Source organism: Streptomyces sp. NPDC030995 (assembly GCF_055571215.1).
Genome location: NZ_JBVIFS010000014.1, coordinates 134,071 through 157,051, shown reverse-complemented (window position 1 = coordinate 157,051; position 22,981 = coordinate 134,071). Strand labels below are relative to the sequence as shown.

Sequence of the window (22,981 nt, the reverse complement as noted above, 5' to 3'; positions counted from 1 at the left end):
AGCCCCTCACGCGCGGGGCTTCGCGCGGACGTGCATGCGTTCGCCCTGCCTGCCGAAGAGGCTGAGGACCTCTACGGGGCGCCCGTCGGCGCTGCTGAACCAGTGGGGCACGTGGGTGTCGAACTCGGCGACCTCGCCCGCGCCGAGGACCAGGTCGTGCTCGCCGAGGACGAGCCGTAGCCGGCCGTCGAGCACGTACAGCCACTCGTAGCCCTCGTGCGCGCGCAGGACCGGCTCGGTACCCCGGTCCGGGATGATCATTTTGTACGCCTGGAGGGGCCCCGGGGTCCGGGACAGCGGGACGAACGTGCCGCCGCTCGCCAGCTTGCCCGGGGTCGCCCGGACCCGGGGATCACCCACCTCGGGCGCGCCGACCAGGTCGTCCAGCGGTACCTGGTAGACGCCCGCGAGCGGGAGCAGCAGCTCCAGGCTGGGGCGGCGCTGGCCGGATTCCAGCCGGGAGAGGGTGCTCTTGGAGATGCCGGTCGCCTCGGAGAGCGCGGCCAGGGTGAGGCCACGCTGGGCGCGCAGCCGCCTGAGCCGGGGGGCGACCTCGTCGAGGACGGTGCGGTAGGGCGCTGAGGTGTCCGTGTCCGTGCTGGCCATGGGGGCATTCCATCCCGCCGTCCCGGAATCGGCAACAGAAGTTGCCGCCCCGAACACGGCGGGCGCACGCTCCGCGCCATGAGCCCAGACCTGAAAACAGTCACAAGCACCGAGCAGGCGCAGACGCGGACGCCGTCGGCCCGGTGGGCCCTCGCCGGCCTTTCGCTGTCCGTGCTGCTGTCCTCGCTCGGCACCAGCATCGCCAATGTCGCCCTGCCGACCCTGGCCGACGCCTTCACCGCTTCCTTCCAGGACGTCCAGTGGGTCGTCCTCGCCTATCTCCTCGCCATCACCACCCTGATCGTCAGCGTCGGACGGCTCGGTGACCTCATGGGCCGCCGACGGCTCCTGCTGGCCGGAATCCTCCTCTTCACGGCGGCCTCGGTGCTGTGCGGCCTGGCGCCCTCGCTGTGGGTGCTGATCGCCGCGCGCGCCGCGCAGGGCCTCGGGGCGGCCGTGATGATGGCCCTGACCATGGCGTTCGTCGGTGACACGGTCCCGAAGGAGAGGACGGGCAGTGCCATGGGGCTGCTCGCGACGATGTCCGCGACCGGTACCGCTCTCGGCCCGTCGCTGGGCGGTGTGCTGATATCCGAACTGAGCTGGCGGGCGATCTTCCTCGTCAGCGTGCCGCTCGGGATCCTGGCCCTCTTCCTCGCCCACCGTCACCTGCCCGCCGACCGGCCAATGTCCGGCGCCGACCGGCGGCGACCCCGCTTCGACCACGTGGGCACCCTGCTGCTCGCGCTGACGCTCGGCGCCTACGCCCTCGCCATGACGATCGGGCGCGGCAGCTTCGGTGTGCTCAACGCGGCACTGCTGGTGGCCGCAGTCCTCGGCGTCGGCCTCTTCGTGCGCGCCGAGACGCGAGCGGCGTCGCCGTTGGTGCAGCCGGCCATGTTCCGTGATCGGGGCTTGAGTTCGAGCCTGGGGATGAGTGTGCTCGTCTCCACGGTGATGATGGCCACGCTGGTCGTCGGGCCCTTCCACCTCTCCCGCGCACTCGGCCTCCAGGCGGCCGTCGTCGGCCTCGTCCTGTCGGTCGGGCCGCTGGTCGCCGCGCTGGCCGGGGTGCCGGCCGGCCGTGTCGCGGACCGGTTCGGCGCGCAGCGCATGACCGTCGCCGGGCTCGCCGCCATGGCGGTCGGCGCCGTCGTCCTGTCCGTGCTGCCGAGGAGCCTCGGCGTCCTGGGTTACGTGTCCCCCCTCGTGCTCGTCACCGCCGGGTACGCGCTCTTCCAGACGGCCAACACCACCGCCGTCATGGCGGACGTGCCGCCGGACCGGCGGGGGGTCGTCTCCGGGATGCTCAACCTCTCGCGCAACCTCGGGCTGATCACCGGTGCTTCCGTGATGGGCGCCGTGTTCGCGTTCGCGGCGGCGACGGGCGACATCACGACGGCGGGCCCCGAGGCCGTCGCCACCGGCACGCGGATCACCTTCGCCGTCGCGGCGCTGCTGATCGGCCTCGCGCTCGGCCTCGCCGTGGCCGGCCGCGCCCGGGCCGCGCGACGCGTTGAGATCTGACCTTCCGTCAGAATGGAACGTGTTCTACTCTTGCCCGCGGCCGGGGGACCGGGACGGACCGGACCGGGCGGGAGAGGGTGGGCGAGGATCCGTATGGGCATCGGAATCACGCAGGAACAAAGGGAGTTGGCTGAGGCGGTGCGCGGCTGGGTGGCGCGGGCCGTGCCGCCCGAGGAGGTGCGCAAGCTCCTCGACACCCCGCCGCAGACTGGGGTGCGGCCGGCCTACTGGGACGCGATGACCGCGCAAGGACTGCTGGAGCCGCACCTGGAGGACGGCACGCTGCTCGATCTCGCCGTGGTGGTGGAGGAGGCCGCGCGGGCCGCTCTGCCGGGAGCGTTCCTGCCGGGCGCGCCGGCCTCGGTCCTGCTGGACCGGGCCGGGGCCGAGCCCCTCTCCGGCCGGGTCGGGGCCGTCGCGCTCGTCCGGGGAGCCTGAGCGCCGTCGCCGTCGCCGTCGAGGGTGGCGGGTACCTGCTCGACGGCCTCGCACCACCCGTACTCGGCGCCGGCGAGGCCGACCTCGTCCTGCTCGCCGCCGAGGCCGCGCACGGCACGTCCTGGTTCGCCGTGGACGCGGCCGCGCTGGACATCCGTACGCACGAGAGCGCCGACCCGACCCGCCCCACCGCCGAAGTGCGGTCGCGCGGGCGCGCTCATCGGGTCGCCCGCGTTCATGTCGCCCGAGCAGGTCCTGGGGGCAGGAACTCACCCCGGCCGGCGACGTGTTCCCGCTCGGCGCGACCCACGCCATGGCCTGTACGGGGAAGGCGCGTTCGCCGGCAGCTCAGTGCCGCGGATCCTGTACGAGGTCGTGCGCGCCGCCCCCGACCTGAGCGCCGTACCACCCCGCCTGCGCGCGATCATCGCGCCGTGCCTGGCCAAGGATCCGGCCGACCGGCTGCCCCCCCCCGCGAGCTGGTGACCATGGTCGGTGAGCTGGAGCCCTCGGCGCGGCCGGGGCCGGAGGTGGTGAACACGCCGATCCACGACCAGCTGGTCGTGGATCGGCGGGCTGGTGCGCGGGGCGCCGGCTTCCGGACCGGCCACCGTGCGGCGCCGCCGATGGTCCTGGCCGCTGGCCGCTGGCCGTTGGCCGCGGCGGTGGCCGTGGCGAGCGCGGCGGCCCTGGAGCCGTCGCCGGGCTGACCGTGGGGCGGCCGTACGTCGTGGCAGCCTTCAGCCAGCTCGTACCGGAGCCCGTGCCGACGCCTGGCACGCCACCGCCGGCGCAGAGGCGGGACAGGGACCTGACGACGCCCCCGTCCTGTACGGAGGCCGGGCCCAAGGTGAGCGTGCCGGCCGACTTCGAACGTTCGCGCGAGGTCGGCCCGGCTGAGAACTCGGGCTCGATCGCGTCGTCTGCAGCTGGAACAACCGGACCGGTGATGCGATCTCGGCCGACTGGCGGCTCTTTTCGAGCGCGACGGGCGAGGGTGTGCCGGGGCCGAGCAGGCGAAGAGGTACCACGAGGTCTTCAACCAACCCGGCCGGACCCGTCGCGACCTCGCCCTCGGGTTCGCCGAGGAGGGGCTGTGGCGGCCGCCGGACGACGACGATCCGAGCTGCACGTTGCACATGCGGGACGCCAATGTGACGGCCGTCGTCTCGCTGCTGGTTCTTCGTTACCCGCCTGGCGAGTGTGAGGCCCTTCACCTGGGAGATCGTCGAGTCGGTCATGGGCATGGTGGGGAGCCGATGAGACCACTCGGGGCGTCCGCTTCCGGCGCGAGGTTGCCGCCTCGCCGCGGGTCTGTGCGGGTGCCACACACAACTGACGGGCACTCAAAAACTGACGGTCTGCCATTCAGTCCGGACAGGGCCCCAGCGGCGGAGGCAAAGCAGCCCAAAATGCAGGCCGATACGCTAATTGCATGAAGTGCAGCGACATTCGCTGTTAACCCTCGCCGTGAGCCACGGTACAGAATTTCCGGTTGCTAGGGTGAAATTGGGACGCTGAACGCTGAGGTTGGGCCGCACAACGGTGCGGGTACTAGTCATGCCCTCCGACGAAATCGGTGCGATATACCCGTGTGACCCATCAATGGGCGCACCTATGCGTATTCGCTTTCAGTGCTGCAGGAAGGTTCCACGATGAAGCGTCAGGCTTTGCGTAGATCGTGGGTCCGGACCGTCACCATGCTCTCGGCGGCGGGGACTCTTGGTTTGGCCGTAGGTCTTGCTTCGTCGACGACCGCTCCAGCGAACGCGACAGCGGCGTCCGTCGATTTCTCCCTCGGTGTGCCAGGCCCGAACGGCGCTGTGAGTGCCGATTTCAAGGCCCGTACTCAGTGGACGGCCGATGACGACGGTGACGGGCCGGGCGCGCACGAAGGTCACGGGCCGGGCGAGTACGACGGTGACTGGCCGGGCGAGGGCGAAGGTGACGGGCCGGGCGAGCACGAAGGTCATGGGCCGGGCGAGCACGAAGGTCACGGGCCAGGCGAGGGCGACGGTGACGGGCCGGGCGAGTACGACGGTGACGGGCCGGGCGAGCACGAAGGTCACGGGCCAGGCGAGCACGAAGGTCATGGGCCGGGCGAGCACGAAGGGGGCAGCGGCAAGCCTCATAAGCACCCGGGCCATAAACACCCGGGCCCCCAAGGCCCGCAGGGCCCCCAGGGCTTCCAGGGGGCTCAGGGTGACACCGGGACCGAGGGCAGTCAGGGCAGTCAGGGCAGTCAGGGCAGCCAAGGCGGTGCCGGAAGCCAGGGAAGTCAGGGCGATACGGGCAGCCAGGGTGGCCAGGGTGGCACTGGCGCGCAGGGCGCGCAGGGCGGACAGGGCGACGCGGGAACGCAAGGAAGTCAGGGGAGCCAGGGGGGTCTCGGCAGTCAGGGAAGTCAGGGCGGTCTCGGTCCGCAGGGCAGCCAGGGCGGTGCCGGCAGCCAGGGCAGCCAAGGCAGCCAAGGCGGCGCCGGAAGCCAGGGAACTCAGGGTGATGCGGGCCCGCAGGGGAGCCAAGGTAACCAAGGCGGTGCCGGAAGCCAGGGAAGTCAGGGCGATACGGGCAGCCAGGGTAGCCAGGGCGGCACTGGCGCGCAGGGCGGACAGGGCGACGCGGGAACGCAAGGAAGTCAGGGGAGCCAGGGGGGTCTCGGCAGCCAGGGAAGTCAGGGCGGTCTCGGACCGCAGGGCAGTCAGGGCGGTGCCGGTAGTCAGGGCAGCCAAGGCAGCCAAGGCGGCACGGGAAGCCAGGGAAGTCAGGGCGGTCTCGGTCCGCAGGGCAGTCAGGGCGGTCTCGGCAGTCAGGGAGATCAGGGCAGTCAAGGCGGAACCGGAACCCAGGGTAGCCAGGGCGGCCAGGGGTTCCAGGGCGACCCCGGCACGCCGGGGACCCAGGGCGGTCCCGGCGTCCAGGGTCCTTCAGGCATCCAGGGCGGTCCCGGTGTCCAGGGCAGTCAGGGCGGTATCGGCCCGCAGGGCTCGCAGGGCGCGCAGGGCAGCCCGGGTGGTTCCGGAGCTGGGCCACAGGGCAGCCAAGGCAGCCCCGGCAGCCAGGGGTTCCAGGGCAGCCAAGGCAGCCAGGGATTCCAGGGCGGCACCGGCGCACAAGGGGCCGAGGGCGGTCAGGGATTTCAGGGAAGCCAGGGGTTCCAGGGCGGCGCCGGAGTCCAGGGGAGCCAGGGCGATATCGGTACGCAGGGCAGTCAGGGCGGTATGGGCCCGCAGGGAAGCCAAGGCAACCAGGGCGATATCGGTACGCAGGGAAGCCAAGGCGGCGCCGGCGTGCAGGGAAGCCAGGGCGACGCGGGAACGCAGGGAAGCCAGGGCAGCGAGGGCAGTCCCGGTGTCCAGGGCAGTCAGGGCGGTCCAGGAGCGCAGGGCAGCCAGGGCGATGTAGGAGCGCAGGGAAGCCAGGGCGACGCGGGAACGCAGGGAAGCCAGGGGTTCGAGGGCGGCCCCGGTGTCCAGGGCAGCCAGGGCGGTGTCGGAGCGCAGGGAAGTCAGGGCACCGAAGGCGGCCCCGGCAGCCAGGGCAGTCAGGGCGGCACCGGGGCGCAGGGCAGCCAGGGCGGTACCGGAGCCCAGGGCAGCCAAGGCAGCGAGGGCGGTAGCGGCGCGCAGGGCAGTCAGGGGGGTCTGGGCAGCCAGGGAAGTCAGGGGTCCCAGGGCGACGCCGGCACGCCGGGGACCCAGGGCGGTCAGGGGTTCCAGGGCGGTCCCGGTGTCCAGGGCGGTCCTGGAGTCCAGGGCAGTCAGGGCGGTATCGGCCCGCAGGGCTCGCAGGGCGCGCAGGGCAGCCCGGGTGGTTCCGGAGCTGGGCCGCAGGGCAGCCAAGGCAGCCCCGGCAGCCAGGGGTTCCAGGGCAGCCAGGGCACCCAGGGCGAAACCGGTGTGCAAGGGAGCCAGGGCAGCCAGGGGTTCCAGGGCGGCCAGGGGTTCCAGGGCGGCGCCGGAGTCCAGGGCAGCCAGGGCGACATCGGTACGCAGGGCAGTCAGGGCGGTATCGGCCCGCAGGGCAACCAGGGCAGCCAAGGCGACGCCGGAGCCCAGGGCAGCCAGGGCGATTCGGGCAGCCAGGGTAGCCAGGGAAGCCAAGGCACCGCCGGAGCTCAGGGCAGCCAGGGCGACATCGGCAACCAGGGAAGCCAAGGCAGCCAGGGCGACGCCGGCACGCAGGGCAGCCAGGGCAGCTCCGGGCCGCAAGGCAATCAAGGCGGTACTGGAGCCCAGGGCAGTCAGGGCGACGCGGGAGCGCAAGGCAACCAGGGCTCCGCCGGCAACCAGGGCACTCAGGGCACCCAGGGCACCGCGGGGGTTCAGGGCAGCCAGGGTGACGCGGGTGCGCAGGGGACGCAGGGGTTCCAGGGCAACCAGGGCACCGCTGGCGCTCAGGGCAACCAGGGTGACGCGGGCGCGCAGGGCACACAGGGGTTCCAAGGCAACCAGGGTAACCAGGGCACCGCGGGGGCTCAGGGCAACCAGGGTGACGCGGGTGCCCAGGGCACGCAGGGGTTCCAGGGCAACCAGGGCAACCAGGGCACCGCTGGCGCTCAGGGCGACGCGGGTGCGCAGGGGACGCAGGGGTTCCAGGGCAACCAGGGCACCACGGGCGCTCAGGGCAACCAGGGCGACGCGGGCGCTCAGGGCAACCAGGGTGACGCGGGCGCGCAGGGCACACAGGGGTTCCAAGGCAACCAGGGTGACGCGGGTGCGCAGGGCTCGCAGGGGTTCCAGGGCAACCAGGGTAACCAGGGCACCGCGGGCGCTCAGGGCAACCAGGGTGACGCGGGCGCGCAGGGGACGCAGGGGTTCCAGGGCAACCAGGGCAACCAGGGCACCGCCGGGGCACAGGGCAACCAGGGTGACGCGGGCGCGCAGGGGACGCAGGGCTTCCAGGGCAACCAGGGCAACCAGGGCACCGCCGGGGCACAGGGCAACCAGGGCGACGTGGGCGCTCAGGGCACGCAGGGTTTCCAGGGGACGCAGGGCAATCAGGGCACCGCAGGGGCACAGGGCAACCAGGGCGACGCGGGCGCTCAGGGCACGCAGGGTTTCCAGGGCACGCAGGGTAACCAGGGCACCGCTGGCGCTCAGGGCAACCAGGGCGACGTGGGTGCGCAGGGCACGCAGGGGTTCCAGGGCACGCAGGGCAATCAGGGCACTGCGGGTGCGCAGGGCAATCAGGGCACCGCTGGCGCTCAGGGCAACCAGGGCGACGTGGGCGCGCAGGGCACGCAGGGCTTCCAGGGCAACCAGGGCAATCAGGGCACCGCCGGGGCGCAGGGCAACCAGGGCACCGCGGGTGCGCAGGGCACGCAGGGCTTCCAGGGGACGCAGGGCAACCAGGGCACCACCGGGGCCCAAGGCACGCAGGGCAACCAGGGCAACCAGGGCTTCCAGGGCAACCAGGGGTTCCAGGGCGCGAGCCCCGGGTCGCAGAGCACGGTCGTCACCAACAGCGCCACAACCCAAGCCACTGTCTTGTGCCCCGCCGGTACATTCGCCGTCGGCGGCGGCTACCAGACCACGTCGGTCCTCAACCTCCAGATGCTCAGCAGCCGTCCAATCGGGGGTTCCCCGGCTACTGGCTGGCAGGCCGTCTCCAACGGCGTGGGCACGGTCACCGTCTACGCGGTATGCGCACCGTGAACCCCGGCACCGTGAACCCCGGCACCGTGAACCCCCGCGCCGTGAACCCCCGCGCGGTGACGCCCCATGCTCGGCAGGCCGGCGCTCACGGCCGCACCGGGCGACGGCCCCCGGGAGCATCGTCCGCACAGCCAACGGCGCTGGCCCCTGCCGCCCGGCCCAGTCGTGTCACCGGATCGGCGAGGTAAACCCCCGTGAGAAAGCGGATCGTACTGTGGACCGGACTCGCCGCAGCAGCCGTGGTCGCCAATGTGGCCACCGGTTGGGTCCAACTGCTCACAGGGGACCCCAAGATCACGTCTTCGACTGGTTCCGGGCCCGAAGCACCTGCGGCCAAGCTTGTCGCGAGGGCGGAGGGACTGCTCCAAGCAGGCATCAAGCAGGGCGAGAACCAGGATTTTTCTGGGGCGGCGCGTAGCTTCCGACAGGTCCTGGACCTGAACCCCGCCAACAAATTCGCCTGGTACAACCTCGGCGTCATCGACCAGCACGACAACAGGACAGCCGACGCGCGCGCGGCTTACGACAACGCCCTCAAGATCGATCCGAATTTCGAATCGGCCCTTTACAACAAGGCGATCCTGATCGAGTCGAGCGACACCGATCAGGCGATCGCGATCCTGCACCGCATCGTGGGCGCCGACCCCAAGGCTGCCACGGCCTATCTGCACCTCGGACAGGCCCTGGCGAAGACGGGCCGTGACGGGGAGGCCGAGGACGCCTTCGGCCTCGCCGTCCGCGCCGACCCGTCGCTCCAACAGCTCGTCCCGGAACAGTTCCGGGATTCCGTGAGCGCAGCACCGACAGCCACTCAGGCAGGTACCAAGAGATGAATTCTTCCCCGAGCCCGAGGTTCTCCGTATTCACCCCCAGCCACCGACCGCGTTTCCTGGACGAATGCCTTGCGACCCTGCAGGCGCAGACCCGCTCCGATTGGGAGTGGATCGTCCTTCTCAACAACGGCGCGCGATGGAGGCCGGAATACCCCGACGACCGTGTCCGGCTAGAGGTCGCGGACGACATCCGGGGGGTCGGAGCCGCCAAGCGCCGTGCCTGTGAATTGGCACGCGGAGAGATCCTCGTCGAGCTCGACCACGACGACCTGCTGGCAACGGACTGCCTGGCGGAACTGGCGAAAGCCTTCGACGAGAATCCCGACATCGTCTTCGCCTACAGCCATACCGCTCAGATCGCCGAGGACGGAAGCCGGGACGACACGCGGTTCAACGAGGCGCACGGCTGGCAGTACGAGGAGGTGGATGTAGACGGTCGCCGGCTATTGCAGGCCATCGCCATGGCGCCGACGCCGCACAACGTGTCGTACATCTGGTACGCCCCCAACCATGTGCGGGCGTTCCGCAAGAACAGCTATGAGCAGGTCGGCGGGTACGACGCCACGCGCACGGTGCTGGACGACCAGGACTTGATGTGTCGTCTCTTCCAGGTCGGTGACTTCCACCGGATCCCTCGCTGCTTGTACCTCCAGCGGATGCACCCCGACAACACCCAGCGCGACACCGAGATCAACGCGCACATCCAGCGCGAGACGGTCGCCCTGTACGACAAATACATCGAGGTCGCCGCGCTCGCCTGGACCAAGCGGCGCGGGTTGCTCGCGTTGGACCTTGGTGCTGCCCACCGCAAGCCGCCCGGCTACCTGGGAGTGGACCAATACTCGAGGGACGGCGTCGACATCGTTGCGACGCTGCCCGAGCCGTTGGACCTTCCTGACAACTCGGTCGGCCTGCTCCGGGCGGTGGACTTCCTGGAGCATGTGCCCGCGAAGATTCCCCTGATCAACGAGCTGTACCGCCTACTGGCACCAGGAGGCATGCTCCTCAGCCAGACTCCCAGCTCCGACGGCCGGGGTGCCTACCAGGACCCGACGCATGTCGCCTACTACAACGAGAACTCGTTCTGGTACTACACCGACAACCAATACCGCGCCTTCGTTCCGGAGATCCGGGCCCGGTTCCAGAGTTCACGGTTGGTCACCTACTACCCGACTGACTGGCACTCCAGAAACCACATCTCCTACGTACAGGCCAATTTGATTGCGATGAAGGACGGCGCCGAACGGTGCGGAGGTCCCCTGCTGGTGTGACGCCCTGACCGAGGCTCACGATGGGCAGGGTGACTCTGCAATCCGCCCATGCCTGCCCAAGCCGCCGGCGGCCATGCCGCACCGGTGACGGGATCCTGCTGTGCCCTGCCGAGCGGTCGAAGAACACCTTCATCTGACCTTCCGTCAGATTGGAACGTGTTCTAGTCTGCCGCGCATGGGCATCGGAATCACGCAGGAACAACGGGAGTTGGCCGAGGCGGTGCGCGGCTGGGTGGCGCGGGCCGTGCCGCCCGAGGAGGTGCGCAAGCTCCTCGACACCCCACCGCAGACCGGGGCCCGGCCCGTCTACTGGGACGCCATGACCGCGCAAGGGCTGCTGGCCCCGCACCTCGACGGCGGGACCCTGCTCGACCTCGCCGTCGTCGTCGAGGAGGCCGCCCGGGCCGCGCTGCCCGGGGCGTACCTGCCGAGCGCGCTGGCCTCCGTACTGCTGGACCGGGCCGGCGCCGAGCCGCTCGGGGGCCGGGTCGGCGCCGTCGCGCTCGGCCCGGGGACCCTGAGCGCCGTCGCCGTCGAGGGCGGCGGGTACCTGCTCGACGGCCTCGCACCACCCGTGCTCGGCGCCGGCGAGGCCGACCTCGTCCTGCTCGCCGCCGAGGCCGCGCACGGCACCCGCTGGTTCGCCGTGGACGCGGCCGCGCTGGACATCCGTACGCACGAGAGCGCCGACCCGACCCGCCCCACCGCCGAAGTACGGGCGCGCGGGGTCGTCACCACCCCCGACCGGCTGCTGGAGGTGGACGCGGCCCTGGTCCGCGACCTGGCCTGCACGCTGTTCGCCGCCGACGCCTGCGGCACCGCCGCCTGGGCCCTGCACACGGCCGCCGAGTACGCCAAGGTGCGCGAGCAGTTCGGCCGGCCCATCGGGCAGTTCCAGGGCGTCAAGCACCTGTGCGCCGACATGCTGGTCCGGCTGGAGCAGGCCCGGGCACTCGCCTGGGACGCCGCGCAGGCCATGGACGAGCCGGCGGAGGTGCGCTCGCTCGTCGCGGCCCTCGCCGCCGGGACCGCGCTGGACGCCGCGTGCTCCTGCGCCAAGGACTGCATCCAGCTGCTCGGCGGGATCGGCTTCACCTGGGAGCACGACGCCCACATCTACCTGCGCCGGGCGATCGTCGCCCGCCAGCTCCTCGGGCCCGGCGACGGACACCGCCTGCGGGCCGTGCGGAGCGCCGCGGGCGGCGCGCGGCGCGAGCTGCGCCTGGAACTCCCGGCGCGGGCCGAGACGTACCGGGCGAAGGCCCGTACCGCCATCGAGGACGCGCGCGGGCTGGACCCGGCCGCCGCCCGGCGGATCCTGGCCCCCACCGGCTACACCGCCCCCTACCTCCCGCCGCCCTACGGGCTCGGCGCCGGGCCCGTGGAACAGCTCGTCGTCCAGCAGGAACTGCGCGCGGCCGGGATCAAGGTCGCCGACCTCGGGATCGCCACCTGGGTCGTGCCCTCACTGATCGCCTACGGCACGCAGGCGCAGCGGGAGGCCTACGTACTGCCGACCCTGCGCGGGGACATCACGTGGTGCCAGCTCTTCTCCGAGCCGGGCGCGGGCTCCGACCTCGCCTCCCTGCGGACGAGGGCGGAACGGGCCGAGGACGGCTCCTGGAAGGTCAACGGACAGAAGGTGTGGACGAGTTCCGCGCACAGCGCCGACTTCGGGATCCTGCTGGCCCGCACCGACCCGGACGCGCCCAAGCACAAGGGGCTCGGCTACTTCGTCGTCGACATGAAGAACACCCCCGGCATCGACGTCCGGCCGCTGAAGGAGATCACCGGCGAGGCCCTCTTCAACGAGGTCTACTTCGACGACGTGGTCCTTCCCGCGGACGCGCTGGTCGGGGCCGCCGACGGCGGGTGGAAGGTCGCGCGCAACACCCTCGGCAACGAACGCGTCCACATGGCCGACCAGATGAGCTTCGACACGGGGCTGGAGGCGCTCCTCGCGTGCTCCGCAGACCTGGACGGCACGTACAGGGCGCGGATCGGCGCGCTGGCCGCCGAGGCGCACGCGCTGGCCTGCATCGGGCTGCGCACCACCCTCCAGCAGGTGTCGGGGCTGGAGCCGGGCGCGGGCGCCTCCGTACGCAAACTCGTCCAGACCCCGCACCAGCAGCGGACCGCCGAGCTCGCGCTCGAACTGCTGGGGCCGGTGGGCGCGGTACGGGAGGGGGTGGGGGAGCGGGCGGTGCACGGGATGCTCATGTCCCGCTGCCTGACCATCGCCGGGGGCACCACGCAGGTCCAGCTCAATGTCGTCGCCGAGCGGATTCTCGGCCTTCCCAGGGACTAGGAGTTGTCGGGCATGAAGTCGTACATCGTGGGCGTCGGCATGACGAAGTTCGAGAAGCCGGAGTCGAGGGACTGGCAGTACTGGGACATGGCGAAGGAGGCCGGGACCGCGGCGCTCGCCGATGCGGGGGTGGACTACGGGCTGGTGGAGCAGGTGCCGGTGGGGTACTGCTTCCAGGCGTCCACGGCCGGTCAGCGGGCGGCGTACGAGCTGGGGCTGAGCGGGGTGCCGGTCTACAACGTCAACAACAACTGCGCGACGGGCTCGACGGCGCTGATGATGGCGCGGCAGTTCGTGCAGGGCGGACTGAGCGACTGCGTGCTGGCGCTGGGCTTCGAGAAGATGAAACGGGGGGCGCTGGGGGGCGGCGCTGATGGAGGGGACTTCAAGACGTCGCCGGTCGCGCGGCACTACGGGATCATGGCGGCGGGGCACGGCTTCGAGATGTCCCCGCCGACCGCGCAGATCTTCGGGAACGCGGCGCGGGAGCACATGGAGCGGTACGGGACCACGGCCGCGCAGCTGGCGGCGGTGGGCGAGAAGAACCACCGGCACTCGGCGAACAACCCGAACGCGCAGTTCCAGGACGTGTACTCGGGGGCGGAGATCCTGGCGGCGAAGGAGATCCACGCCCCGCTGACGAAGCTCCAGTGCTCGCCGACGTCGGACGGGGCGGCGGCGGCGCTGGTCGTCTCCGAGCGGTTCGTGGTGCGGCACGGGCTGCACGACAAGGCGGTGGAGATCGTCGCCCAGTCGATGACGACGGACACGGAGGAGTCCTTCGCGTCGGGCTCGTGCATCGACGTGGTCGGCAAGCCGATGACGGCGGCGGCGGGGCGGAAGGTCTACGAGGCGTCGGGGCTCGGGATCGAGGACGTCGACGTCATCGAGCTGCACGACTGCTTCTCGATCAACGAGCTGCTGACGTACGAGGCGCTGGGCATGTGCGGGGAGGGCGCCGCCGGGAAGCTGGTGGAGTCGGGCGCGACCACGTACGGGGGGCGGTGGGTGGTCAACCCGTCCGGGGGACTGATCTCGAAGGGGCATCCGCTCGGGGCGACGGGGCTGGCGCAAGCCGCGGAGCTTGTCTGGCAGCTGAGGGGTGAGGCCGGGCCTCGGCAGGTCTCCGGTGCGCGTGTCGGGCTGGCGCACAACATCGGGCTGGGGGGTGCGGCGGTGGTGACGCTGCTGCGGAGGTAGCCGGCGCGGGCCGGTGTGGGTGTGCTGGGGCGCCGCCCCAGACCCCGCGCCTCAAACGCCGGCGAGGCTGGAGGTGCGGCGGGGCTGGAGGGTGTGGCGGAGCTGCAAGATCGGGGCTCCGCCCCGGACCCTGCGCCTCAAACGCCGGCGAGGCTGGATTGTGCCGGCGGGGCTGGATTTTTGGCTGAGCTGCGCTCGAAGGTGCTGCCCCGGCGGGCTGGATTGCCGCGCAGCGGCAATTTCAGCCCCGCCGGCGTTTGAGGCGCGGGTCCGGGCGGAGCCCGGGGCTCCGCGCAGCGGAGTGGGGGCTAGGGCCCCGCTACGAGCTCGCACCGGCCGTCCACGCACTCGCGGCGGAGGCGGCCCCGGGAGAGGGTTTGGACCAGGCCGATCGTCCAGCACATCGGGCAGCCGCGCAGGGCGAGCACGCCGATCGGGGCGAGCAGGAGGCTGGCCGGGCCCACCGTCGGGAGGAGGGCGAAGGCGCCGATCAGTGCGCCGAATCCGACCGCGCCGCGCACCAGGTGGCGGGGCACGGACGCGCTCGCGAAGTTGGGGCCGTCAGTTTTCATCGGTCGCTCCGAGCGTGGAGTCGGGTGTGGTGCGCAAGGTGTGCTGGACCGCCGCGCGGGCCCTGTGCAGGCGGGACTTCATCGCGGCCGAGCTGAGACCGAGCGCGTCGGCGGTCAGGCGTCCGCTGTAGCCCTGGATGTCCCGCATGATCAGCACGTTCCGCTGGTCCTCGGGCAGCGCGGAGACCGCCTTCGCCACCCGGGCCGCCTCCAGGCGCAGCACCACCTCGTCCTCGGCCGACATCGCGGCGGTGTCCGGCAGCGGCGCGCGTTCCCGCGGCATCAGCCGCGCCCGCCGCAGGCACTCGTTGCGGACGATGCGGAACATCCACGAGGCCAGTGCGCCGGAGGCCCTCAGCATTCCGATCTTGCGGTACAGGATGATCAGCGCTTCCTGCGCCGCGTCCTCGGCGTCCTCGGGCGAGGCGCACAGCGCGTGCGCGAACCGGCGTACGTGCGGGTGCGATCCGGACACCAGCGCGGTGATCGAGTCGAGGTCGCCGCCCTGTGCGGCGACGACCAGCGACTCACCGGGCCAGGCCGCGTCAGCCACGGGACCGACCCCGCTTGCGCAGGACGAGGAACGTACAGGTGCAGAGCATTACGACGGCGGCGGCACCGGCGATGAGAGCGGTCACGAGAACCTCCAGGTCATGTCCCGACGTTATTGCCGGAACACGTATAAGAGGCGGGGGCGGCGGGAAAGGATTCACCTCAGGCTGGGGTCGATCACCGTTTCGCCCATCGAGGCGCGGCGGATCGCGTCCGCCAGGTCCTCGATCGGGCCGTCCCGCAGGATCAGGCCCGCCGCACCCGCGTCGAGGGCGGCGTCGGCCAGGCCCGGGTGCGCGGACCCGGTCAGGACCAGCACCCGGCATTCCGAGTCGTCCTCCAGCAGGGCGGCCACGGCCGCGACCTCCTCCACCAGCGCCACCACAGGCCGGGCCGTCAGGTCGCGCACGACCTCGATGTCCGGCTGGAGGCCGAGCTGGAGCGCCAGGGCCGGGTTCTGCGGATCCAGCAGGACCCGTAGCGCACGGGCCTGACGGTGGTCAACGGGCATTTCGGTCACCGGCGCAGCATATCTGACGTGAAGTCAGGAGTCTTTCCGTGCGTCTTCCCAAGTGCCGGGGCGTGCGTTATACATTCCCTCACCGGCCGGACCTAGAACGCGTTCTAGAACCGGCCGCCCCGCATACGACCTCGGTGCGGCCGACGGTGCGGACGGCCGCACCGAGGTCTTCCAAGAACGAGCAAGAGCTCACAGCCCGGAGCACGAGCCCAGAACAGGGAGCAGCATCCTCATGCCGATCGATGCCGCCAAGGCCCTCGCCGCAGAACCCCGCCAGGGGGACATCGGCTGGGACCACAAGGACATCCAGCTCTACCACCTCGGCCTCGGCGCCGGCCTGCCGGCGACCGACCCCGACGAGCTGCGCTACACCCTCGAATCCAAGCTGCACGTGCTGCCCAGCTTCGCGACCGTCGCCGGCGCCGGCATGGCCATGCTGGGCGGCCTGTCCGCACCGGGCATCGACGTCAACCTCGCCATGGTCCTGCACGGCGGCCACTCCATCGAGCTGCACCGGCCCATCCCGGTCAAGGGGCGGGCCACCTCCAGCTCCAAGGTCGCCGCCGTCTACGACAAGGGCAAGGCGGCCGTCATCGTGCTGCGCTCCGAGGTCGCGGACGCGGACGGGCCGCTGTGGACCAGCGACGCGCAGATCTTCGTACGGGGCGAGGGCGGGTTCGGTGGCGAGCGCGGACCCTCCGTCACGTCCGAGCAGCCCGAGCGCGCGCCCGACCGTACCGAGGAGCGGCGCATCCGCGACGAGCAGGCGCTCCTCTACCGCCTCTCCGGCGACTGGAACCCCCTGCACGCCGACCCCGAGTTCGCCAAGATGGCCGGCTTCGACCGGCCCATCCTGCACGGCCTGTGCTCGTACGGGATGACCCTCAAGGCCGTCGTCGACACGGCCCTGGGCGGGGACGTGTCCCGGGTCCGCGCCTACCGCACGCGCTTCGCCGGGATCGTCTTCCCCGGCGAGACGCTGCGCATCCGGATGTGGCAGGAGCCCGGCCGCGTCCTGGTGTCGGTGACCGCCGTCGAACGGGACGACGCGCCGGTCCTCGCCGACACCGTCGTCGAACACGCGTAATCCACCCTGTAGAAGGAGCCGCACCGTGCGCGCAGCACTGCAGAGCGAGATCGGCCAGGACAAGCTCGAAGTCGTCGACGACATGGAGGCCGTGGGCTTCGGCCCCGGCAAGGTCAGGATCCGGATCAAGGCCACCGGCCTGTGCCACTCGGACCTCTCCGCGATGAGCGGCGTACTGCCCCAGCCCGCCCCCTTCATCCCCGGGCACGAGGGCTCCGGCGTGATCGTGGACGTCGGCGACGGGGTCACCAGCCACAAGATCGGCGACCGCGTCCTCGTCTGCTGGCTGCCGCCGTGCGGGCACTGCCCCTCCTGCAAGCGCGGCCAGGGCCACCTGTGCCTGGAGGCCTTCGGGAACGTCGCCACCCCCAACTTCAAGCGGGCGGCCACCGACATCTTCGGCTTCGCCGGCACCGGCACCTTCTCCGAGGAGATGGTCGTCCCGGCCCCCTGCGCCATCCCGATCCCCGACGACCTGCCCTTCGACATCGCGGCGCTGATCGGCTGCGGCGTCACCACCGGGCTCGGCGCGGCCATCAACACCGCCAAGGTGGAGGCCGGTTCCTCGGTCGCCGTCATCGGCTGCGGCGGCGTCGGCATATCCGTCATCCAGGGCGCCAAGGTCCAGGGCGCGGCTCAGATCGTCGCCGTGGACCCGGTCGCCTCGCGACGGGAGGCGGCGCTGCGGTTCGGCGCCACCGAGGCGGTCTCCCCGGAGGAGTTCGCCGACGCCAAGAACCGCATCACGGCAGGCGAGGGTTTCGACTACGTCTTCGAGGTCGTCGGCAAGTCCGCGACCGCGCACAAGGCGTACGAGATGACCCGGCGCGGCGGCAGCGTGGTCATCGTCGGCGCGGGCGCCCTCGACGACAACTACCAGATCAACATGTTCTCGCTGTTCTTCGACGAGAAGAAGATCCTGCCGTCGATGTACGGGGGCGGCGACGTGCTCCGCTCGTACGAGCGCACCATCGCGCTGTGGCGGGCCGGCCGGATCGACCTGGAGAACCTGATCACCCACCGGGTGCAGCTCACCGAGATCAACGACGCACTCGACCAGATGCGCACGGGCGTGGCCCTGCGCACCTGCATCGAACTCTGACGCTCCGCCGACCAGTTGTGAGGGGAACCGTACGGATGTCACTGCCACTTGAGGGACTCTCCGCCATCGTCACGGGCGCGGGCCGCGGGCTCGGCCGGGCCGAGGCGATCGAGCTCGCGCGGCTCGGCGCGAGCGTGGTCGTCAACGACTTCGGCCAGCCCGGGCGCGACGGCTCCGGGGAGGCCTCGGCCGCCCCGGCCGAGGAGGTGGCCGCGGAGATCCGCGCCGCGGGCGGCCGGGCGGTGGCGCACCTGGGCGACGTGGCCGACTTCGAGCAGGCGCGCGAGCTGATCGAGCTGGCGGTGAGCAGCTTCGGGAAGCTCGACATCCTGGTCAACAATGCGGGCATCCTGCGCGACCGGATGGTCTTCTCGATGTCGGAGGCGGAGTGGGACTCGGTGATCCGGGTCCACCTCAAGGGTCACTTCAACACCACGCACTTCGCGTCGGTGCACTGGCGCGAGCGGTCGAAGGCGGCGGGCGGCCCGGTCTACGGCCGGATCGTCAACACCTCCTCCGAGGCCTTCCTCGGCGGCTCGGCCGGCCAGCCCAACTACGCGGCGGCCAAGGGCGGCATCGTGGGACTGACCACCTCGACCGCCCTGGCCCTCGGCAAGTACGGGGTGACGGCCAACGCCATCTGCCCGCGCGCCCGCACCCGGATGACCGAGGACGTCTTCGCGGGCTTCCAGGTCCCGGAGGAGGGCAAGCTGGACGCCCTCGCCCCCGAGCACGTCTCCCCGCTCGTCGGCTACCTGGCCTCACCCGCCGCCGCGAAGGCCAACGGCCAGCTGTTCGTCGTGCACGGCGGCATCGTGGTCGTCATGGAACGCCCGAAGGTGGCGGCCAAGTTCGACACCGGCAAGGAAGCCTTCTCCTACGAGGAGCTCGACGAGGTCCTCACCCCGCACTACGACTCCCGCCCGGCGAACGAGACCTTCGCCGCGACGGAGGTCCTGGGCCTCAAGCACGGCTGAGCGGAGCCTGCTGCAGCGGTACGGGCCGGGCGGCCGGAGCCGGATGCGGCTCCAGCCGTACCGGCGGGGGAGGGGCGACCGGCTGGGTCAACCCGACGATCCCGCAGGGCACTTGCCCGGTCGCGTACGGGAGGTGCAGGCGGCCCTGCGGACTCCACAGGCCCGTACCGAGCCAGCCCGCCGGGGCGCCCAGCCGGAAGACGTGCCGGTCGGCGGGGCGCCACAGCGCGATCCCGCCATCGGCCGTCCGCAGCGCCACCCCGCAGGTCTCCGGCATCAGCGCCTGGCCCGGCTGCACCGCGAAGGGGGTCGCGTCCGCCGGCCGCAGGCACTCCGGGAAGCGGACCGGCAGCGAGCTGCCCAGCACCCCCCAGCCGAGCCGCGGTTCGCCCGGCGCGTCCGAGCGGATCAGCAGCAGCCCGCTGTCCGGGTCGGCCAGCAGCAGCCGGTCGTCGCTGCCCTCGGCGATCTGGAGCAGCGGGGACACCTCGCCGCCGCGCCCCAGGTCCACGGCGACCGCCTTGACGATGCCCTCCAGCTCACGGTCCAGGGCCAGCAGCCGGCCCGCCCGGTCCAGCCAGACGCCGCCGGAGCACCGCCCCGGGATCCGGGCGACCGGCTGCGGCCCGAAGGAGCCCCCGGCCACCTGCCAGACCGTGGTCACGGTGTCCGCCGTGGCCAGGGCGAAGGCCGCGGCCCCGTCCGGGGACGGCGGGAGCAGGCGGACCCGTACGCTCTCCTCCGCGTCGACCGCGCCCAGCGGGAGCTCCCCGGTGCGCGGCCCGTCGGCGGCGCCGCCCGTCGGGTACAGCAGCGCGAAGGCGTGCCGGTCCGCGACCCGCCGGTGGATCAGCACCCGCCCGTCGGTCAGCGGCAGCACCTCGCTGTCCGCCTCCTCGGGCTGTCCGAGCGGCAGCGGAACCGCGTACGGCTCGGGCCCGGCCAGGGTCCACCGCTCCGCGTAGCGGGCCTCGCCCTGTCCGGCGAGCCGGGCGGCGTACGACCCGTCCGCGGCGATCGTGAACGGGACCGTGGTCGTCATGTCGATGGCACAGACAGTCATCCGGCCGTCACCTCCGGCGAGGAAGGTAGTTTTCGGACTTCCTGCCGAACAACACCAGCAACCCGGCTTCATACATATGGGTGTCCGTACGGCGATTCCCCTGTGGTGGACGGGGCGATTGTGCTGCGTCATTTCGGGGCGTTTGGGGTGGACCGTTGTTAGGTGTGCCTAACCGCCCAATCGGCCGGGCGGGGCGGTCGCCGCGGACGGTAGCCTTGGCCTGTGCCCCGTCTCTCTGAAGTCATCGCCGCGCTGGACGCTCTCTGGCCCCCCTCGCGGGCCGAGCAGTGGGACGCCGTCGGCACCGTCTGCGGCGACCCCGACGCCGAGGTCACCCGGGTCCTGTTCGCGGTGGACCCCGTCCAGGAGATCGCCGACGAGGCCCTGAAACTGGGCGCCGACCTGATCGTCACCCACCACCCCCTCTACCTGCGCGGCACCACCACCGTCGAGGCCGGCACCTTCAAGGGCCGCGTCGTGCACACGCTGATCAAGAACGACATCGCGCTGCACGTCGCCCACACCAACGCCGACACCGCCGACCCCGGAGTCTCCGACGCCCTCGCCGGCGCCCTGGACCTGCGCATCACCGGCCCGCTGGTGCCCGACGCCAGCGACCCGGAGGGCCGCCGCGGCCTCGGCCGCATCTGCGAACTCGACCGCCCCGAGACCCTGCGCGCCTTCGCCGCCCGCGCCGCCGCCCGGCTGCCGCAGACGGCGCAGGGCATCCGCGTGGCGGGCGACCCGGACGCGCTCATCCGTACCGTCGCCGTCAGCGGCGGCTCCGGCGACAGCCTCTTCGAGCAGGTCCGGGCCGCGGGCGTGGACGCCTTCCTGACCGCCGACCTGCGCCACCACCCGGTGTCCGAGGCCCGCGAGCAGAGCCCGCTCGCCCTCGTCGACGCCGCCCACTGGGCCACCGAGTGGCCTTGGTGCGAGCAGGCCGCCGCGCAGCTCGACGCCATCTCCGAGCGCCACGGCTGGGGTCTGCGTACCCACGTCTCGCGCACGGTCACCGACCCGTGGACGGCGCACGCGCCGTCCGTGACACCCCCTTCTATCTCTGGAGCCCCCAACTGAACGCCGAGCCCGCCGACCAGATCCGACTTCTCGACGTCCAGGCCCTGGACGTCCGGCTGTCTCAGCTCGCCCACAAGCGCAAGTCGCTGCCGGAGCACGCCGAGGTCGACTCCCTGACCAAGGACCTCACCCAGCAGCGCGACCTGCTCGTCGCCGCCCAGACGCAGGCGAGCGACGCGGCCCGCGAGCAGACCAAGGCGGAGCAGGACGTCGACCAGGTGCGCCAGCGCGCTGCCCGCGACCAGGCGCGACTGGACTCCGGTGCGGGCGTCTCGGCCCGGGACCTGGCGAACCTGCAGAGCGAGGTCGTCTCCCTCGCCAAGCGGCAGGCCGACCTGGAGGACGTCGTCCTGGAGGTCATGGAGCGCCTGGAGGCCGCGCAGGAGCGGGTCACCGAGATCACCGACCGCGTCGCCGCGCTGGAGGCCAAGCTGACGGACGCCACCGCGCGCCGTGACGCCGCCACCGGCGAGATCGACGCCGAGGCCGCCAAGATCGCCAAGGACCGCGAGGTCATCGTCGCGTCCATGCCGACGGACCTGATGGCCCTGTACGAGAAGATCCGCGCCAAGCAGGGCGGGGTCGGCGCCGCGCGCCTGTACCAGCGCCGCTGCGAGGGCTGCCGGCTGGAGCTCGACATGGCCGAGGTCAACGAGATCAAGGCCGCAGCCCGCGAGCAGGTCGTACGTCACGAGAACTGCGGCCGCATCCTGGTTCGTACGGCCGACTCGGGCATCTGATGCCGCGGTTTGTCGTGGAGGCGGACGGCGGGTCCCGGGGCAACCCGGGGCCCGCCGGCTACGGCGCGGTGGTCCTCGACCCGGCGACGGGCGAGACGCTGGCCGAGCGCGCGGAGTACATCGGCGTCGCGACGAACAACGTGGCGGAGTACAAGGGCCTGATCGCCGGGCTCAAGGCGGCGCGCGAACTGGCGCCGGAAGCGCGGATCCTGGTCCGGATGGACTCGAAGCTCGTCGTCGAGCAGATGTCGGGCCGCTGGAAGATCAAGCACCCGGACATGAAGCCGCTGGCGGCGGAAGCGGCGCGGATCCTGCCCTCCTCGCAGGTGACGTACGAGTGGATCCCGCGGGAGAAGAACAAGCACGCCGACCGTCTCGCCAACGAGGCGATGGACGCCGGCCGGCAGGGCAGGCAGTGGCAGCCGTCGGCCTCCACGGCCGTCTTCGCCACCCCGTCGACTCCGTTGACCCCGTCGGGCCCGCCGGGCGACGCCGCGGCGGGCGCGGCTGCGGCGCGCGCCGCCCTTGCCTCCGGCAGGGGTGCGCGCACCCGCGCGGCGGCGGCCTCCGGTGAACCGGCCGTCGCCGACACGCTGTTCGCGGACGCGGAGGCCCTGCCGGGCTGGTCCGCCGCGCCCGCAGCGGAAGACGGCCCGGCGGGCGCCCCGGTGATCGAGCCCTGCCTGGACTCCGCCGTGCCGGCGACCCCGACGGCCGACGCGTCCGGCACGGGTACGGCGACCACCGCGGGCTCGACCGCCGCCACCGGTACCGCGGCGGCCGGCGGGACAGGGTGGGGGCCCGACATGGGGGCGCCCGCCACCTTCGTGCTGCTGCGGCACGGCGAGACCGCACTCACCCCCCAGAAGCGCTTCTCCGGCAGCGGGGGTTCCGACCCCGAGCTGTCCCCCGCCGGGAGGCGCCAGGCCGCTGCCGTGGCCGAGGCGTTGGCCGCCCGCGGCACCGTGCAGACGGTGATCAGCTCCCCGCTGCGCCGCTGCCGCGAGACCGCGCAGGCGGTCGCCGACCGGCTCGGCCTCGACGTGACCGTCGAAGACGGCCTGCGCGAGGTGGACTTCGGCGCCTGGGAGGGCCTGACCTTCGCCGAAGTGCAGGAACGCTTCCCGGACGACCTCCAGGCCTGGCTGGACTCCCCGAAGGCGGCCCCCACGGGCGGCGGCGAGAGCTTCATGGCCGCCACCCGCCGGATCTCCGCCACCCGCGACCGGCTGCTGGCCGCGCACGCGGGCCGCACGGTCCTGCTGGTCACGCACGTGACCCCGGTCAAGATCCTGGTCCGGCTCGCCCTGGGCGCACCGCCGGAAGCGCTGTTCCGCATGGAACTCTCGGCGGCCTCCCTGTCGGCGGTGGCCTACTACGCCGACGGCAACGCCTCGGTCCGGCTGCTGAACGACACGTCCCACCTGCGGTAGCCGCTCACGCGACAA

21 protein-coding genes are annotated in these 22,981 nt (G+C 72.1%); 14 read left to right on the top strand and 7 right to left on the bottom strand.

What is annotated here, in order from left to right:
- Positions 1-6: 6 nt before the first annotated feature.
- Positions 7-606 (bottom strand): helix-turn-helix domain-containing protein, encoded by a 600-nt coding sequence (locus tag ACZ45T_RS21945; protein ID WP_468443755.1) that lies wholly within the window; start codon positions 604-606, stop codon positions 7-9.
- Positions 607-684: 78 nt separating this feature from the next.
- Here ACZ45T_RS21945 and ACZ45T_RS21940 point away from each other — a divergent pair, with 78 nt between their 5' ends.
- The 3 genes from ACZ45T_RS21940 to ACZ45T_RS21930 all read left to right on the top strand — a co-directional run bounded on the left by ACZ45T_RS21940 (position 685) and on the right by ACZ45T_RS21930 (position 3,281).
- Positions 685-2,133 (top strand): MFS transporter, encoded by a 1,449-nt coding sequence (locus ACZ45T_RS21940; RefSeq protein WP_468443753.1) that lies wholly within the window; start codon positions 685-687, stop codon positions 2,131-2,133.
- A gap of 93 nt (positions 2,134-2,226) precedes the next feature.
- Entirely contained in the window at positions 2,227-2,571 is a 345-nt protein-coding gene (locus ACZ45T_RS21935; protein ID WP_468443751.1) for an acyl-CoA dehydrogenase family protein, read from the top strand.
- A 434-nt stretch (positions 2,572-3,005) separates the two neighbouring features.
- A complete protein-coding gene (locus ACZ45T_RS21930; protein WP_468443749.1) occupies positions 3,006-3,281 on the top strand; it encodes a hypothetical protein in 276 nt (91 codons plus the stop codon).
- Positions 3,282-4,202: 921 nt separating this feature from the next.
- Here the strand turns inward: ACZ45T_RS21930 and ACZ45T_RS21925 are convergent.
- Both ACZ45T_RS21925 and ACZ45T_RS21920 read right to left on the bottom strand, forming a co-directional pair.
- Positions 4,203-5,402, bottom strand: coding sequence for a hypothetical protein (locus ACZ45T_RS21925; protein WP_468443747.1), 1,200 nt, complete (start codon positions 5,400-5,402; stop codon positions 4,203-4,205).
- A 96-nt stretch (positions 5,403-5,498) separates the two neighbouring features.
- A complete protein-coding gene (locus tag ACZ45T_RS21920) occupies positions 5,499-6,476 on the bottom strand; it encodes a hypothetical protein (RefSeq protein WP_468443745.1) in 978 nt (325 codons plus the stop codon).
- On the opposite strand from ACZ45T_RS21920, the gene ACZ45T_RS21915 reads away from it, so the two are divergent.
- From ACZ45T_RS21915 to ACZ45T_RS21895, 5 genes are all read left to right on the top strand, one after another.
- Positions 6,471-8,228: a beta strand repeat-containing protein gene (locus ACZ45T_RS21915; RefSeq protein WP_468443743.1), complete on the top strand. Its 1,758-nt coding sequence runs from the start codon at positions 6,471-6,473 to the stop codon at positions 8,226-8,228. The two genes, ACZ45T_RS21920 and ACZ45T_RS21915, sit on opposite strands and share 6 nt — an antisense overlap.
- Positions 8,229-8,422: 194 nt before the next feature.
- Positions 8,423-9,061, top strand: coding sequence for a tetratricopeptide repeat protein (locus ACZ45T_RS21910; RefSeq protein WP_468443741.1), 639 nt, complete (start codon positions 8,423-8,425; stop codon positions 9,059-9,061).
- Positions 9,058-10,332 carry a glycosyltransferase gene (locus tag ACZ45T_RS21905; RefSeq protein WP_468443739.1) on the top strand — a complete coding sequence of 425 codons (1,275 nt, stop codon included), beginning with the start codon at positions 9,058-9,060 and terminating at the stop codon, positions 10,330-10,332. The genes ACZ45T_RS21910 and ACZ45T_RS21905 overlap by 4 nt, the downstream gene beginning before the upstream one ends.
- A gap of 175 nt (positions 10,333-10,507) precedes the next feature.
- Positions 10,508-12,640: an acyl-CoA dehydrogenase gene (locus ACZ45T_RS21900; protein WP_468443737.1), complete on the top strand. Its 2,133-nt coding sequence runs from the start codon at positions 10,508-10,510 to the stop codon at positions 12,638-12,640.
- Positions 12,641-12,652: 12 nt separating this feature from the next.
- Positions 12,653-13,840 (top strand): lipid-transfer protein, encoded by a 1,188-nt coding sequence (locus ACZ45T_RS21895; RefSeq protein WP_468443735.1) that lies wholly within the window; start codon positions 12,653-12,655, stop codon positions 13,838-13,840.
- A 308-nt stretch (positions 13,841-14,148) separates the two neighbouring features.
- Here the strand turns inward: ACZ45T_RS21895 and ACZ45T_RS21890 are convergent, their stop codons facing one another.
- The 3 genes from ACZ45T_RS21890 to ACZ45T_RS21880 all read right to left on the bottom strand — a co-directional run bounded on the left by ACZ45T_RS21890 (position 14,149) and on the right by ACZ45T_RS21880 (position 15,475).
- On the bottom strand, positions 14,149-14,412 hold the full coding sequence (locus ACZ45T_RS21890) for a hypothetical protein (protein WP_468443733.1): 264 nt from the start codon (positions 14,410-14,412) through the stop codon (positions 14,149-14,151).
- Positions 14,402-14,965: an RNA polymerase sigma factor gene (locus ACZ45T_RS21885; protein ID WP_468443731.1), complete on the bottom strand. Its 564-nt coding sequence runs from the start codon at positions 14,963-14,965 to the stop codon at positions 14,402-14,404. Before ACZ45T_RS21885 ends, ACZ45T_RS21890 begins: the two co-directional genes overlap by 11 nt.
- A gap of 156 nt (positions 14,966-15,121) precedes the next feature.
- Complete coding sequence (locus ACZ45T_RS21880; protein ID WP_468443837.1) at positions 15,122-15,475, bottom strand: response regulator; 354 nt, start codon at positions 15,473-15,475, stop codon at positions 15,122-15,124.
- A 241-nt stretch (positions 15,476-15,716) separates the two neighbouring features.
- Between ACZ45T_RS21880 and ACZ45T_RS21875 the strand changes: the two genes are divergently transcribed.
- From ACZ45T_RS21875 to ACZ45T_RS21865, 3 genes are read left to right on the top strand one after another with little or no spacing between them, the layout of a single operon-like run.
- On the top strand, positions 15,717-16,571 hold the full coding sequence (locus ACZ45T_RS21875; RefSeq protein ID WP_468443729.1) for a MaoC/PaaZ C-terminal domain-containing protein: 855 nt from the start codon (positions 15,717-15,719) through the stop codon (positions 16,569-16,571).
- A gap of 25 nt (positions 16,572-16,596) precedes the next feature.
- Positions 16,597-17,673, top strand: a complete 1,077-nt coding sequence (locus ACZ45T_RS21870) for a Zn-dependent alcohol dehydrogenase (RefSeq protein WP_468443727.1) — start codon at positions 16,597-16,599, stop codon at positions 17,671-17,673.
- Positions 17,674-17,708: 35 nt separating this feature from the next.
- Positions 17,709-18,650 carry a 3-oxoacyl-ACP reductase gene (locus ACZ45T_RS21865; RefSeq protein ID WP_468443725.1) on the top strand — a complete coding sequence of 314 codons (942 nt, stop codon included), beginning with the start codon at positions 17,709-17,711 and terminating at the stop codon, positions 18,648-18,650.
- Here the strand turns inward: ACZ45T_RS21865 and ACZ45T_RS21860 are convergent.
- Positions 18,637-19,713, bottom strand: a complete 1,077-nt coding sequence (locus tag ACZ45T_RS21860) for a hypothetical protein (protein ID WP_468443723.1) — start codon at positions 19,711-19,713, stop codon at positions 18,637-18,639. The two genes, ACZ45T_RS21865 and ACZ45T_RS21860, sit on opposite strands and share 14 nt — an antisense overlap.
- Positions 19,714-19,935: 222 nt before the next feature.
- Here ACZ45T_RS21860 and ACZ45T_RS21855 point away from each other — a divergent pair, with 222 nt between their 5' ends.
- The 3 genes from ACZ45T_RS21855 to ACZ45T_RS21845 are packed head-to-tail and all read left to right on the top strand — an operon-like array spanning position 19,936 to position 22,966.
- A complete protein-coding gene (locus tag ACZ45T_RS21855) occupies positions 19,936-20,793 on the top strand; it encodes a Nif3-like dinuclear metal center hexameric protein (RefSeq protein WP_468443721.1) in 858 nt (285 codons plus the stop codon).
- Positions 20,790-21,533, top strand: coding sequence for a zinc ribbon domain-containing protein (locus ACZ45T_RS21850; RefSeq protein ID WP_468443835.1), 744 nt, complete (start codon positions 20,790-20,792; stop codon positions 21,531-21,533). The genes ACZ45T_RS21855 and ACZ45T_RS21850 overlap by 4 nt, the downstream gene beginning before the upstream one ends.
- On the top strand, positions 21,533-22,966 hold the full coding sequence (locus ACZ45T_RS21845; protein WP_468443719.1) for a bifunctional RNase H/acid phosphatase: 1,434 nt from the start codon (positions 21,533-21,535) through the stop codon (positions 22,964-22,966). The genes ACZ45T_RS21850 and ACZ45T_RS21845 overlap by 1 nt, the downstream gene beginning before the upstream one ends.
- The last annotated feature ends 15 nt before the right edge of the window (positions 22,967-22,981 follow it).

Coding starts and splice junctions, on each gene's coding strand:
- ACZ45T_RS21945 (WP_468443755.1), bottom strand. CDS start 606: ATGGCCAGCACGGACACGGACACCTCAGCGCCCTACCGCACCGTCCTC.
- ACZ45T_RS21940 (WP_468443753.1), top strand. CDS start 685: ATGAGCCCAGACCTGAAAACAGTCACAAGCACCGAGCAGGCGCAGACG.
- ACZ45T_RS21935 (WP_468443751.1), top strand. CDS start 2,227: ATGGGCATCGGAATCACGCAGGAACAAAGGGAGTTGGCTGAGGCGGTG.
- ACZ45T_RS21905 (WP_468443739.1), top strand. CDS start 9,058: ATGAATTCTTCCCCGAGCCCGAGGTTCTCCGTATTCACCCCCAGCCAC.
- ACZ45T_RS21900 (WP_468443737.1), top strand. CDS start 10,508: ATGGGCATCGGAATCACGCAGGAACAACGGGAGTTGGCCGAGGCGGTG.
- ACZ45T_RS21895 (WP_468443735.1), top strand. CDS start 12,653: ATGAAGTCGTACATCGTGGGCGTCGGCATGACGAAGTTCGAGAAGCCG.
- ACZ45T_RS21890 (WP_468443733.1), bottom strand. CDS start 14,412: ATGAAAACTGACGGCCCCAACTTCGCGAGCGCGTCCGTGCCCCGCCAC.
- ACZ45T_RS21880 (WP_468443837.1), bottom strand. CDS start 15,475: ATGCCCGTTGACCACCGTCAGGCCCGTGCGCTACGGGTCCTGCTGGAT.
- ACZ45T_RS21875 (WP_468443729.1), top strand. CDS start 15,717: ATGCCGATCGATGCCGCCAAGGCCCTCGCCGCAGAACCCCGCCAGGGG.
- ACZ45T_RS21865 (WP_468443725.1), top strand. CDS start 17,709: ATGTCACTGCCACTTGAGGGACTCTCCGCCATCGTCACGGGCGCGGGC.
- ACZ45T_RS21860 (WP_468443723.1), bottom strand. CDS start 19,713: ATGACTGTCTGTGCCATCGACATGACGACCACGGTCCCGTTCACGATC.
- ACZ45T_RS21845 (WP_468443719.1), top strand. CDS start 21,533: ATGCCGCGGTTTGTCGTGGAGGCGGACGGCGGGTCCCGGGGCAACCCG.